Source organism: Succinatimonas hippei YIT 12066 (assembly GCF_000188195.1).
Classification (GTDB): domain Bacteria; phylum Pseudomonadota; class Gammaproteobacteria; order Enterobacterales; family Succinivibrionaceae; genus Succinatimonas; species Succinatimonas hippei.
Map to the genome: position 1 here is coordinate 1 of NZ_GL830967.1, position 12,896 is coordinate 12,896.

Sequence of the window (12,896 nt, forward strand, 5' to 3'; positions counted from 1 at the left end):
GAATCATCGGTCTTTAGGCCGGTGAGGATGTCAAAGTTGGATTTTTCTGCCCATTTAAAGAATTCGCCTAAAGCATAATCGGCATACATGGCAGCGGCCAGCCGTCTGGGCTCATCGGTTTGAATTGATGCTGGTAATTTTACTTTTCCCTCAGGAATTTCAAAAGGATCGTGAAAAGAACTGGTGAAAATCACGGAAAAGAAATTTTCATTGTTTTGTTTTAATTGCGTAAATTTTTCATGAGCTTTTAAAAACAGATCTTCATCACTTACTCCCCAGGAAGCGACGAATTTTGGATTTTTATAATCGTTTTGATCAATTACTTCCTGCATGCCGTTTTCTAAAAAGTAATTGCGCATATTGTCAAAATGGCTTTCTCCTCCATAAATAAAAGATGTTTTGTAGCCGTAAGACTCGTAAATTCTGCTTAAAGTGGCATAAGAACTTTCCGTTCTCGGCAGTTTTACAATACTGTCTAAAGGGCTTGGAGGAAAACTTGCCGTTACTGCTTCAATGCCTCTTATTGAGCGGTGTCCTGCTGCGTATAAATTTGTAAACCACCAGCCTTCATTTTTTAATTGTTCAAGATTCGGAGTAAGCGGAAGTCCTCCTAAACTTTTAACAAAATCAGCTCCTAATGATTCTTCAAGCACGATTACTACATTGTATTTTTGTGGTGAGTTTGATGTAATTATTTGATTTAATGGACATTTGGAAGAAGGATGGGCCGTATTCTTTTTTACAGAGAAATCCATTCCTTCAAACAGAATGTTTTCTTTATTGTCAAAGGAATAGATATCACTTGCTGACAATTTACCCTGATTTAGATGGGCAAGCGCATAGACTGCTGAATATGAAGAGTTAATAGGCAGGGAATTTGCCAAAGGATCGTTGCAAAAACTTATAAGTGCAGGATTTAAAGGACGATGTCCAAGGGTAGAACGTACTCCTAAAGGCAGAATTATAATGACGGCTATAAAGGATAAAAGGGTGATTTTAAATGATGCAAAGACATAATTTTTAAAAAGTAAAGAGGCAAGCTTAAATCCTGCGTACAAAGATAAAGCAATTATAAATATGTCGGCAAATACGGCAAGTTTATGTCCGTTCCATAATGTGTTTAATACTTCTTTTGGATAAATTAAATATTGTACGTAAAGGTGGTTGGGGCGAACGCCGTATTCGAGGATAAATGGAGGGGTTGCAGCTTCGTTGAATACTAAAAAAGTAAAACCTAAAGCAAGATAGATTTTTATTATTAAAATAACAGCATTATTTTTTAAACGAACTATAGAGCAAAAAATCAGAATTAAAAATGCCGGGCCGTATAAGCCGCAGACAGAGGCAAAATCAACTCTTAAACCTTGCAGCAGAATATAAAGAACTGATCCGTCAGGAACGTTTGAGTTAAGCCATAGCATAAGCCCGATGCGGGATAGGCTTAAGAACACCATTGATAAAGCACAAAATAAACATAAGGGCATTATTCCGCAGCGGAATTTAGAAGAATAAAGCATAAAAAAGTCCCAAATCAAAAAATTAATTCATTGACTTTGTGAATGTTTTTTAGTTTTTAACAACTTGTTTTTAGGTAGAAAGCAAAACGGTTTTAATAAAATAAACATACAAATTTAAATTAAATGTATGTAACTTTTTTAAATATGTTATTTGTCGGCAGATTGCTGTACGGCAGTCCTGTTTTTGTTTTAAGCTGATGCTTAAAATCAGTAATTTGGAAAATTTAGTTACAATTAGGCAGCTTTTGGCTAAGATTTTTTTAAGTTTTGTTTTATATTCTCAATATGAAGAATTGATTAATTTCGCTGCCGCACAGGAATGATTAAGGTGGATGAATATTTAATAAAAATAAAAGATTTGGATTTTTCCTATGGCGGGCGTGCTATTTATAAAAATTTGAGCATGGATATTCCCCGCGGAAAAATCACGGCTATTTTAGGGCCGTCGGGAACCGGAAAAACGACTTTACTAAGATTAATCGGAGCGCAGCTTTATCCTGAGCGCGGCGAAGTGTTATTTGACGGTATCAATGTGCACCGCTTAAAGCGTGTCGAATTGTATGAGTTAAGAAAACGGATGAGTATGCTCTTTCAGAGCGGGGCGCTTTTTACCGATATGACGGTTTATGAAAATGTAGCTTTTCCGCTGCGGGAGCACACTTTGCTGCCAGAGGAACTTATTCATGATTTGGTAACGATGAAGCTTGAGGCCGTAGGTCTGCGCGGTGCGGCAAAGCTGATGCCGTCTGAATTGTCCGGCGGTATGGCAAGACGTGCGGCATTGGCACGATCGATTGCTCTTGATCCTGATCTTATTATGTATGACGAGCCGTTTGTCGGACAGGATCCGATAACCATGGGAGTTCTTGTAAAGCTTATCTCCGATTTGAATGCTTCACTCGGCATTACTTCGCTTATCGTTACTCATGATGTCAAGGAAGTATTGGAAATTGCCCATTATGTGTATATTCTGGCCGATGGTAATGTTATCGGTAAGGGTACGCCTGATGAAGTACGGCAAAGTAAAGATCCGAGAATCGTGCAGTTTATTAACGGATTGTATGACGGTCCTTATGCTTTTCGCATGCAGTGCGAGAAATCGTATTTGGAGGATCTTTAATGCTTGATTTTATAAGTTCATTAGGACGTTATGCGATTAGAAAAGTTACATCGCTCGGGCGTTCTACCATCATGCTTTATCATGCGCTTGTCGGCAAGCCTGATTTTAAAAAGCATTTTCCGCTTTTGATTTCGCAGATTTATTTTGTTGGCGTACAGTCGGTAATAATTATTCTGGTGTCAGGTCTTTTTATCGGTATGGTATTAGGCCTTCAGGGCTTTAATATTTTAAAGGACTTCATGGCAACCGGATCTTTAGGTACTTTGGTGGCGCTTGCAATTATCCGTGAATTAGGACCGGTGGTTACTGCGCTTTTATATGCAGGTCGAGCCGGATCTGCATTGACCGCTGAAATCGGACAATTAAAAGCCAGTGAGCAGTTGTCGTCGATGGAAATGATGGCTGTTGACCCATTGCGCAGGATTATTTCTCCGCGTTTTTGGGCAGGAGCCATTTCGATGCCGCTTTTGTCTATTATGTTCTGTCTTGTCGGTATTTACGGCGGTAAGCTTGTAGGCGTTGATTGGCTCGGACTTGATGACGGAATTTATTGGTCAGGCATGCAGTCAAGCGTTGATTTGGTTGAAGATATCGGCTGCATGGTGGTGAAATCAATAGTTTTTGCCATAGTATGTACCTGGATTGCTTTATTTAACGGTTATGACTGTACTCCTACATCATCAGGCATTTCTAATGCTACTACTGCGACTGTAGTGCAGTCTTCACTTGCTGTTTTGGGACTGGATTTCGTGCTTACGGCACTGATGTTTTAATGAATAGGAAAGCTTATGAAATTTAGCAAAGTTGAGTTTTTAGTCGGCCTGTTTATGGTGCTGGGTATAGCTGCGGCTGTGATTATGTCGCTTAAGGTAGCAGGGTTGGTACTTGACAGTTCATCAAGTACATATACCGTGCATGCTAAATTTGACAACATAGGATCGCTTAAATTGAGGGCGCCGGTGCGCATAGGCGGTGTGCTGATAGGCAGAGTCGAGGCTATTTCACTTGATGAAAAAGATCTGGTTCCGGTTGTCGATATTGCAATTAATTCTGAATATAAAGAACTTTCAAGCGAATCTCAGGCTTCGATTTTAACTGCCGGAATTATCGGTGAACAGTATATCGGAATAACTCCGGGATTTTATGATGAAGATTTGGGTACTACATATTTGCAGGACGGTGATTACATCAATAACACCAAGTCTGCGGTAGTGCTTGAAGATCTTATTGCTAAGTTTTTATACAATTCATCTGTAGGCGATGAAGCAAATGCTCAATAATTTAAGGAGCTTATCATGAAAAAATTTTTTAAAACCTTATTAAGTGCTGCAGCAGTAGGATTTACTTTATTTTCTTTTAATGCATATGCTGCTGTTGATATGACTGACCCTTATAAGATGGTTGATGCCGTAGCGCAGAAAACATTTAGTGATCTTAAAGCTAATAAAGATAAGTTAAATGATGTAGCGTTTAGAAAGCAGCTTATCCGTGAAGATTTGATGCCTTATGTTAATACTGCGTATGCTGCTTATTCAGTAATGGGTCAATATGCCCAAAATGCCACCAAAGAGGAACGCAGTGCCTTTACCGAAGCTTTTGGCGAATATATTGTTGCAACTTATGCCGATGCTCTTGGTAAATATAACAATCAGGAACTTGTTTCTCCTGTTTATGAAAAGGTAGGTGACAAAGAAACAATAGTTTCCATTAAATTTCTTATTCGTGAGCCGCAAAAGCAAGATCTTGAAGTGGTCTTTAAGTTAATAAAAAATCGTAAAACCGGAGAATGGAAAGCATTTGATATGGTTGCAGAAGGCATCAGTATGCTTTCGGCCAAGCAGTCGGAATTAACTCCTCTTATTCGTACTAAAGGGGTTGCTGGCGTTACTTCGCTTTTAAAAGAACATATCGAGTCATTAAATACCGCACCTATAGGTCAGACAAAATAAAATGAATGTTTTGCAGAAATTGACGGTTAAAACAGTTCCCAAGCTGTGGAAAGAGCGTGAGGAGCTGTTTATGTCCGATACTGTTATGTTTGCGCAGGATGCCGCTGTAGATTCTGCAGGAATTGCTTTTTTAGTACAGTGGGCAAAATCTCAAAAGCACAGTAAGCTTATTATCAAAAATGCGCCTTTAAATGCTTTGCAGCTTATTAAAACCTTTCGTTTGCAGGATTTGTTTGAAGTGCAGAAATAAAAGTTTGCGTAAATTGTGCCGGGTAAATGATTAATCGTGCAAAACTTATTCAAAAGCTTCAAGTTTGGCTCTTAGCTATAGCTATATGCATAGGCTGCATCGTGTATGCAGCCTTTCATTATCTTAGTTTTTTATCACCGTTAAAGCCGTATGTAAATTTAGGCCTTGAGTATGTCGTGCCGTGGCTTATTTTTATCATGCTGTTTGTGTCTTTTTGCAAAGTTGATGTAAAGCAGATGCGTCCGCGTAAGTGGCATGCTGTGTTGCTTATTATTCAGTTTGTTTTAAGTGTTTTTTTATTTTTATGATCAGGACGAGTTCAAGTGATGCGGTTGTTTACACCCTTGAAGGCGTCCTTGTGTGCGTAATCATTCCGACAGCCGCAGCAGCTGCAGTTATTACCGGCAAGTTAGGGGGTAACGAATCATCTCTTACTTCTTATATGATCATGTCCAATATGTCGTCGGCTGTTCTCATTCCGTTTTTGTTTCCTTTTATTACTGATAACGGCAGCGGTTTTATTGAGGACTTTCTGCAGATTCTGCCACGGGTTTTTCCGATGATCGTATTGCCGTTTGTTACGGCTCTTGCAGTTAAATACTATGTCCCGAAGTTTCATTATTTTATTGTTACAAAATGTAAAAATTTAGCTTTTTATATTTGGGCTACAACTACTATCACCATAACCGGAGAAGTCTTGCGCAGCATCGTAAATTCAAAAGAAGACGGGAGTTTTTTATTATTTTTGGCTTTGGTAAGTTTGATTGTCTGTTTCATCCAATTTTGTGTAGGAAAAATTGTCGGGCATTTTTTCGGTCAGCGTATTTCTGCAGGACAGGCTTTCGGACAAAAAAATATGGTATTCGGCGTATGGGTGGCTCTTTCTTATTTGGCTCCGACTGCCGCTATTTCTCCGGGATGCTATGTGTTATGGCAGAACTTGGTTAATAGTTTCCAGTTGTGGTATCGCGACAAGTGGAATGAACGTTTGCAGAAACAAGGACAACCGCCTTATCAGGAATAATTTTTAAGTTCGTCTATGGTGCAAAACAAAAATTTTCCGTAAATAATTCTTATCCTTAAGATAACAGTTTTAAAATGCACTAAAAATGGTTTTTCCTGGTATAGCACTTAAATGGTGCTTTTTATTTTTTACTGTTATGAATAAAGAAAAAATCATCAGAACTGTACGAACTTATTTATTACCTCTTGCTATTGTCACCGGCTGCATTATTTACAGCGCCTTTCATTTTTTAGCATTTTTGTCGCCGTTGAAGCCTTATGTTGCCGTAACTTTGGATAAAGCAATTCCGTGGTTTATTTTTACGATGTTGTTCGTTTCATTTTGCAAGGTTGAAGTAAAGCAAATGAAGCCGCATCGCTGGCATTTTTATTTGATAGTTTTACAAACTGTTATTTGTGTGGCCTGCACGTTTATCATTCGTTCTTTTCCGCAAGCCGGATTTGCTTTGCCGCTTGAAGGGTTTTTAGTATGCGTTATAACGCCGACTGCAGCTGCTGCGGCAGTTATCGGCGGAAAATTAGGAGGTAATGAATCATCTTTAACTTCCTATATGTTGATGTCAAACGTTTTGTCGGCGATTTTAATCCCGCTTCTATTTCCGCTTATAAGTGATAACGGTGAGACTTTTTGGCATGAGTTTTCAATTATCGTGCCGCGAGTTTTCCCGATGATCGTACTGCCGTTGTTTTTAGGATTGTTCGTAAGGTATTTTGTAAGAAGACTGCATCACTTTATTGTAAATAAGTGTAAAGAACTGGCATTTTATCTGTGGGGAATTACCTTGGTATCCGTAACGGGTGAAGCTTTGCGCTGCATTGTAAATTCCGATGAAAGCGGTTTTATGCTAATCATGCTTGCCTTTTCTGGACTTATAAGCTGTGCAGTTCAATTTGCCGTAGGCAAGCTTGTGGGGCATCAGGAGGGACAGCGCGTTACTGCAGGACAAGGCTTTGGTCAAAAGAATATGGTCTTCGGAGTTTGGACTGCTTTTACTTATCTGTCACCTGCTGCCGCGATTTCTCCAGGTACTTATGTTTTATGGCAGAACATCGTAAACGGTTTTCAAATGTGGTATCGCACCAGATGGAATGAAAGAAGAGCAAAAGAAGGACTTAAGCCTTATCAAGAATGATAATTTTATGAAAAAATGAGAGTATTATTGTATTAATTCAAGCTAAATATAATTAAACTTACATAAAAGTTTATTTTTAATGGTGGTTATTAGTATGAAAAATCTTTTATTTATAGTTGTTATGACTAGTATATGTTTAACTGGTTGTAATACATCAATGTCTTCTTTGATAAACGCATTTACTCCCTCGTTGTCGGACGATGAGTCTTTTAAGTATGAGAAAGAAGTACTAAATGAATATGAAAACTTAAGAAAAGTAAATTATCAGAAAGTAGAAAAGTGGATTCAACCTATAAATAAAAAGCAACAGTGTAAAATTTTTGTTAGTGGTTATAAAGATAAAATTGATAGTTTTATTTCTGATAATAAATTTTATTGGGATGGTGAATGTAAAAATGGATTTGCTTATGGGTTAGGACGAGAGTTTGTAAAGGGAGTAGAAAAAAATCAGGAAACTTTAGGGGTTTATTCGGGGAATCAAACTGCCCCAATATATTATTATATGAAAGATAATTTATTAAATGCTTTTACTTTGGGCAAAGAAACATCAAAAGATAATGGTAAGTATTTATCTGTTGTTATTAATGATTCGGTAAATAATTTCAATATTTTTAATATTGTAGCTGCAAATGATGATAACGTTTTATATACTTCAATGTTATCACCTTTCAGTATGATTAAAGTTTTTTCTAAAGTCTACCCAAATTTTTCATATGTTATAAAAGATTTTTCTCAAGAGTTAAATAGTCCAATTAAATTTGAAATTTATTTACAAAAAAATAATATTCCATTTGGTTATGTTGTTTATATAAAGAAAGATGGTAATATTGTAAGCGGTAAATATGGTGCAAATGGAAAAATTGAAGAGAGTGTTAAGCTTCCGGATTCTTATATTGAACATATGGAAGATATCTTGTATGAAATAGGTGTAAAAACAAATATTGGAAGTGGTATATTACAAACAGCAGAGTCATTTAAAAAACAGTATAAAAATAATATATGTAAAATTAGAGCAAAGTCTCCTTTTAATACATGGGAAAACTATAAAGATATTTGTAATGAAGATAAATATTTTACTCAATTAAATGAGAGAATAGAAAAGAGAATACAAGAAATTCAAAAGAAACAAAAAGAGCAGCAAGAGATACAGGCAAGACAACTTGAGATAGCTCAAACTCAAAATCTTATAAAAGCAGAAGCTAATCGTCAATCTATGCAAAAATTTAATGAGACAATGCAAAAAATAAACTCTGACCAAATGCAATTAATACAACAACAAACTTTAATGCTACAACAAAATATGCCAAATATTCAAATGAAACCAATAAACACTTATAATGTAAATAATTCTAATGGTTTTTGGTGTAAAGGTATTGGTGGTAGAATGATTAGATGTTGGTAATTGTTGTCATTCTATGTATAGAATAGCTTTATAAACATGAGTTTTTTATTGTTTTACTAAAATTATTGGAATGAATTAGAGTGAACTAGGAAGGGTGTAGCTTCCTAGTTTCTTTGTTTTTTAGCTTTTTAAAAGTAAATTACGTAATTTGAATATTTATAGATCTATATTTGACTGTTTTGTTATGTATATAGTTAATTATTGTTACAATTAATTATTAAAGATCTTGTATCTCCAACATTAAAACTATCATTAAAGGGCATAAATCCGAGAAGAACTTTAGCCTCTTCTAATGCTTTTACCCAATATTCGTTCCATGCCTTAGCCGTAATGAACTGAGGTTTAACATCTGAAAGATTATTCATTTCAGCATAATCTTGGGCATATTTTTCATGGCACCAAACCGGTAAAACAGTACTTTTTTCCTGATTTTCATCTTCTTCAAGATCTGAAAGCATAAAAGGACCTTCTTCTCCTAACAGAATGTATAGTCCCTGCTGGCTTTGAGCTTTCTGCTTAAAATGAGCTTCACGGTACTCATCATTTAATTGCAGTACTGCATCGTGTTCTTTGTCGGTAAGTTCGTACATAGGATCTCCTTTTAAGCTAAAAGCCTCTTTTTAAAATCGGTTTTAAAAATTGTCCGGTAAATGATTCCTTACATTTTGCCACATCTTCAGGTGTTCCTGCAGTAATAACCGTTCCGCCTCCGGCACCGCCTTCCGGTCCCAGGTCAATAAGCCAATCGGCTGTTTTTATAACGTCAAGGTTATGTTCAATTACCACTACGGTGTTGCCTTCATCACGCAACTTTAAGAGTACGTCCAAAAGTTGCTTTACATCGTGGAAATGAAGTCCGGTTGTCGGTTCGTCAAGAACATAGAGAGTTTTTCCGGTAGAACGGCGTGACAGCTCTTTTGAGAGTTTGATACGCTGGGCTTCGCCGCCGGAGAAAGTGGTGGCGGCTTGTCCTAATGTAATATAGGAAAGACCAACATCCATAAGGGTTTGCAGTTTGCGGGCAATCTGGGGTACGGATGAGAAGAAATTAAGAGCTTCTTCGATCGTCATGTTCAAAACGTCCGAAATGTTTTTACCTTTGTAGGTGATTTCCAAGGTTTCGCGGTTATAGCGTTTTCCGTGACATTCTTCGCACTGTACGAAAATATCGGGTAAAAAGTGCATTTCTACTTTGATTGTACCGTCGCCCTGACAGGCTTCACAGCGTCCGCCTTTTACGTTAAATGAAAAACGTCCCGGGGTGTAGCCGCGGGCACGAGCTTCCGGTGTCATGGCAAAAAGCTCGCGTATTCCCTGGAACAGACCGACGTAGGTCGCAGGATTTGATCGCGGAGTTCTGCCTATCGGGCTTTGATCAATGCAGATTATTTTGTCAAAGTTCTCAAGTCCGGTTATTTCTTTAAACGGAGCAGGATTATCATTTGCAGTTACGCCGTTTAAGCGTCTTTCGGCAATACGTACCAAGGTGTCATTGACCAAGGTTGATTTTCCTGATCCTGAAACACCGGTTACAACTACAAAGCACCCGCAAGGAAAAGATGCGGTGACATTTTTAAGATTATTTCCCGTGCATCCTTTTAAGGTGAGGAATTTATTTTTCTGCGGTTTAACGCGTTTTTTAGGAATGGGAATTATTTTGCGCCCTGACAAGTAGTCACCGGTTAAAGACGCTTTATTTTCCATGATTTCCTGCGGAGTTCCTGCTGCAACTACCGTTCCGCCGTGAACACCGGCACCCGGTCCTATGTCAAGCACGAAATCAGCAGAACGGATGGCATCTTCATCGTGTTCTACGACAAGAACCGTATTGCCTAAATCACGAAGGTGCTTTAGAGCGTCGAGAAGTTTTTGATTGTCGCGCTGGTGCAATCCGATGCTCGGCTCGTCGAGAATGTACATTACTCCTACAAGTCCTGCACCAATCTGGCTTGCAAGGCGAATACGCTGAGCTTCACCGCCTGACAATGTTTCTGCCGAACGGGATAATGTCAGGTATCCGAGTCCCACGTTAATTAAAAAGGATAAGCGATCATTGATTTCTTTTAAGATACGATCGGCAATGCTGTGTTCCTGTTTTGAAAGTTTTATGTTTAAGAAAAATTCACGGGCTTTATCAATGGACATTTCATTGATATCAGGCAGTGTTTTGCCGGCAATGAAAACATTGCAGTATTCTTTTTTAAGGCGAGCACCGTGGCAGCTGCGGCACGGATGGGAAGTCATAAGTTTTGCAAGCTCGTCACGTACCAGATCAGATTCAGTTTCATGCAGTCTGCGGATATAGTTGGGGATCACTCCTTCAAACGGTTGATGGCGGGTTTCTTTTCTGCTGCCTGAAGAGGTGGAAAACTCCATGGTAATAGGCTCGTTTGTGCCGTATAAGAAAATTTTTTGTTCTTTGCGGCTTAAATCCTTAAACGGTTTTTTGATGTCAATACCGTAATATTTAGCGACTGATTCGAGCAGGCGATAGTAGAAGAAAGAACGACGATCCCAACCGACAATGGCTCCGTCATATATTGACTTATTCGGATCGGGAACTATTTTTTCTTCTGAAAATTCCATTTGCACACCGAGACCGTCACAGTCGGGACATGCTCCGTGCGGATTGTTAAAGGAAAAATTACGCGGTTCAAGTTCCGGGATTGAGTAGCCGCAGATTGGGCAAGAGTAGCGGGATGAGAACGTTACCTCAGCGCTTTTATCGTGCTCGTCCATAGGTGACAAAATCGCCAGACCGTCAGAGGTTTTAAGCGCGGTCTCAAAAGACTCCGCAAGGCGCTGTTTAAGATCTGCCCTCACTTTAAAGCGATCAATAATAACTTCTATATTATGCTTTATGTGTAAAGCAAGCTCCGGAGGATCGGTTAAATCACAAATCTCTCCGTCAACACGGGCACGGATAAAGCCGTCACGCGCAAGTTCGGCAAATAATTGTTTGTATTCACCTTTACGTCCGCGTACAACGGGAGAAAGAATCATATAGCGCGATCCTTCGGGCAAAGTTAAAACCTGATCAACCATCTGCGATACGGTTTGGGCTTTAAGCTCAATGCCGTGCTCTGGACAGCGGGCTGTGCCGACACGAGCCCACATGAGGCGCAGATAGTCGTGAATTTCAGTAATGGTTCCTACCGTGGATCGCGGATTATGTGATGTCGATTTTTGTTCAATGGATATAGCAGGGGATAATCCGTCAATGGAATCAACATCAGGTTTGTCCATTAATTGCAAAAATTGACGGGCATAAGCTGACAGTGATTCGACATAACGGCGCTGCCCTTCAGCGTAGAGAGTGTCAAAAGCTAAAGATGATTTGCCGGATCCTGAAAGTCCCGTTATGACGCAAAGTTTGTCGCGCGGAATTGTCAGTGAAATATTTTTTAAATTGTGGGTGCGGGCACCGCGAACTATAATGTTGTCCATGTCGATTTTACGTAATATTAATATTGTTAGAGCGTGATTTTAGGCTAATTGCGCTTATTTTTTATCCGAAATGATAATTTTTCTGCTTAAGTATAAGTCAGGTATCTAATTTTTTCTTTATTTGTCAAAGTAAAGTTAAGAAAAAGCCAGTTATTCTTTGATATGATAATTAGGTCTCAGTTGTAAGTACATCTATGACGGATGCCACTTATTAATGAAACGCACGATACGACATAAAATTTAAAACACATCAGTCCATAAAAGGGTTTTTATATGGCACGTGGAGTTAATAAAGTAATCTTAATCGGTAATTTAGGTGATGAGCCTTTATGCCGCACTACACATAGCGGTTGCAGCGTCACGAATATTTCAATGGTAACCAACGAAGTACGTCGTAATATTGATACCGGTGAAACAACGGAATATGCAGAATGGCATCGCGTAGTAATGTGGGGCAAGCTTGCGGATATTGCTAAGCAGTACTTACATAAAGGATCGCAGATTTATGTTGAGGGAAAACTGCGTACCCGTTCATTTATGGATAAGCAGGGACAAAAACGCAGCGTAACCGAGATTGTGGCTGATGAAATGCAGATCTTAGGTTCAAGATCACAATCTTCTTCTTTACCTCAGGGCAATTCTTACCGAAATCCTCGCTTTAACCAGGGCAACAGCGTTTACGGTCAGCCTAATCAGAATGTATACGGCAGTGCCTCTCAGCCTATCATGACCCAGCCGCAGACCGGCTATGCACAAACTCCGATGCAGTCTCCGTACGGACAAAGTCAGGTCAACACTTATGACAGCATGGATAACGGTATGTCATCCATTCCGGATGACGACATGGATCCCGGTGTAAAATACAACAATATGCGTGATGAAGATAATGCACAGCCTTCGCAGCGCAATGGTGCCGGAGAGCCGCCGCTTAATAATGATTTCGGCAATAATGACGATATTCCGTTTTAATTAATTTTTTCCTTGTCTGCAAAATCCCCGGGGTTCAGAACGGCAAGAATTTCCCGAACTCTGCTCATTTTTGTATATCTATCAGC

The 12,896-nt window shown here is 38.9% G+C and carries 13 protein-coding genes; 10 read left to right on the forward strand and 3 right to left on the reverse strand.

Annotation, left to right across the window (positions count from 1 at the left end; all coding sequences use genetic code 11):
- Window positions 1-1,517: LTA synthase family protein (locus HMPREF9444_RS02885; protein WP_050778985.1), on the reverse strand; the 1,517-nt coding region annotated here is incomplete at its 3' end.
- Window positions 1,518-1,836: 319 nt separating this feature from the next.
- On the opposite strand from HMPREF9444_RS02885, the gene HMPREF9444_RS02890 reads away from it, so the two are divergent.
- From HMPREF9444_RS02890 to HMPREF9444_RS02925, 9 genes are all read left to right on the forward strand, one after another.
- On the forward strand, window positions 1,837-2,637 hold the full coding sequence (locus HMPREF9444_RS02890) for an ATP-binding cassette domain-containing protein (protein WP_009142844.1): 801 nt from the start codon (window positions 1,837-1,839) through the stop codon (window positions 2,635-2,637).
- Window positions 2,637-3,410, forward strand: coding sequence for a lipid asymmetry maintenance ABC transporter permease subunit MlaE (mlaE, locus tag HMPREF9444_RS02895; RefSeq protein WP_009142845.1), 774 nt, complete (start codon window positions 2,637-2,639; stop codon window positions 3,408-3,410). The genes HMPREF9444_RS02890 and mlaE overlap by 1 nt, the downstream gene beginning before the upstream one ends.
- A gap of 15 nt (window positions 3,411-3,425) precedes the next feature.
- Entirely contained in the window at window positions 3,426-3,917 is a 492-nt protein-coding gene (gene mlaD / locus HMPREF9444_RS02900) for an outer membrane lipid asymmetry maintenance protein MlaD (RefSeq protein WP_009142846.1), read from the forward strand.
- Between the two features lie 15 nt (window positions 3,918-3,932).
- Entirely contained in the window at window positions 3,933-4,586 is a 654-nt protein-coding gene (locus HMPREF9444_RS02905; protein ID WP_009142847.1) for an MlaC/ttg2D family ABC transporter substrate-binding protein, read from the forward strand.
- Window positions 4,587-4,656: 70 nt separating this feature from the next.
- Window positions 4,657-4,836, forward strand: coding sequence for a hypothetical protein (locus HMPREF9444_RS02910; RefSeq protein ID WP_148514336.1), 180 nt, complete (start codon window positions 4,657-4,659; stop codon window positions 4,834-4,836).
- 26 nt (window positions 4,837-4,862) lie between these two features.
- Window positions 4,863-5,144, forward strand: a complete 282-nt coding sequence (locus HMPREF9444_RS10485; RefSeq protein ID WP_009142849.1) for a hypothetical protein — start codon at window positions 4,863-4,865, stop codon at window positions 5,142-5,144.
- A 50-nt stretch (window positions 5,145-5,194) separates the two neighbouring features.
- Window positions 5,195-5,860, forward strand: a complete 666-nt coding sequence (locus tag HMPREF9444_RS02915) for a hypothetical protein (RefSeq protein WP_050778986.1) — start codon at window positions 5,195-5,197, stop codon at window positions 5,858-5,860.
- A gap of 136 nt (window positions 5,861-5,996) precedes the next feature.
- On the forward strand, window positions 5,997-6,992 hold the full coding sequence (locus HMPREF9444_RS02920) for a hypothetical protein (protein WP_040909142.1): 996 nt from the start codon (window positions 5,997-5,999) through the stop codon (window positions 6,990-6,992).
- Window positions 6,993-7,086: 94 nt separating this feature from the next.
- Entirely contained in the window at window positions 7,087-8,394 is a 1,308-nt protein-coding gene (locus tag HMPREF9444_RS02925; protein ID WP_148514338.1) for an OmpH/Skp family outer membrane protein, read from the forward strand.
- 194 nt (window positions 8,395-8,588) lie between these two features.
- Here the strand turns inward: HMPREF9444_RS02925 and HMPREF9444_RS02930 are convergent, their stop codons facing one another.
- Both HMPREF9444_RS02930 and uvrA read right to left on the reverse strand, forming a co-directional pair.
- Window positions 8,589-8,984 (reverse strand): DUF2750 domain-containing protein, encoded by a 396-nt coding sequence (locus tag HMPREF9444_RS02930; RefSeq protein ID WP_009142853.1) that lies wholly within the window; start codon window positions 8,982-8,984, stop codon window positions 8,589-8,591.
- Between the two features lie 16 nt (window positions 8,985-9,000).
- Entirely contained in the window at window positions 9,001-11,841 is a 2,841-nt protein-coding gene (gene uvrA, locus HMPREF9444_RS02935; protein ID WP_009142854.1) for an excinuclease ABC subunit UvrA, read from the reverse strand.
- A gap of 273 nt (window positions 11,842-12,114) precedes the next feature.
- Between uvrA and HMPREF9444_RS02940 the strand changes: the two genes are divergently transcribed.
- Window positions 12,115-12,810 (forward strand): single-stranded DNA-binding protein, encoded by a 696-nt coding sequence (locus HMPREF9444_RS02940; RefSeq protein ID WP_009142855.1) that lies wholly within the window; start codon window positions 12,115-12,117, stop codon window positions 12,808-12,810.
- The last annotated feature ends 86 nt before the right edge of the window (window positions 12,811-12,896 follow it).

Bases quoted from the DNA above. Each gene is read 5' to 3' on its own strand.
- HMPREF9444_RS02890 (WP_009142844.1), top strand. From the start codon at position 1,837: ATGATTAAGGTGGATGAATATTTAATAAAAATAAAAGATTTGGATTTT.
- mlaE (WP_009142845.1), top strand. From the start codon at position 2,637: ATGCTTGATTTTATAAGTTCATTAGGACGTTATGCGATTAGAAAAGTT.
- mlaD (WP_009142846.1), top strand. From the start codon at position 3,426: ATGAAATTTAGCAAAGTTGAGTTTTTAGTCGGCCTGTTTATGGTGCTG.
- HMPREF9444_RS02905 (WP_009142847.1), top strand. From the start codon at position 3,933: ATGAAAAAATTTTTTAAAACCTTATTAAGTGCTGCAGCAGTAGGATTT.
- HMPREF9444_RS02910 (WP_148514336.1), top strand. From the start codon at position 4,657: ATGTCCGATACTGTTATGTTTGCGCAGGATGCCGCTGTAGATTCTGCA.
- HMPREF9444_RS10485 (WP_009142849.1), top strand. From the start codon at position 4,863: ATGATTAATCGTGCAAAACTTATTCAAAAGCTTCAAGTTTGGCTCTTA.
- HMPREF9444_RS02920 (WP_040909142.1), top strand. From the start codon at position 5,997: ATGAATAAAGAAAAAATCATCAGAACTGTACGAACTTATTTATTACCT.
- HMPREF9444_RS02925 (WP_148514338.1), top strand. From the start codon at position 7,087: ATGAAAAATCTTTTATTTATAGTTGTTATGACTAGTATATGTTTAACT.
- HMPREF9444_RS02930 (WP_009142853.1), bottom strand. From the start codon at position 8,984: ATGTACGAACTTACCGACAAAGAACACGATGCAGTACTGCAATTAAAT.
- uvrA (WP_009142854.1), bottom strand. From the start codon at position 11,841: ATGGACAACATTATAGTTCGCGGTGCCCGCACCCACAATTTAAAAAAT.
- HMPREF9444_RS02940 (WP_009142855.1), top strand. From the start codon at position 12,115: ATGGCACGTGGAGTTAATAAAGTAATCTTAATCGGTAATTTAGGTGAT.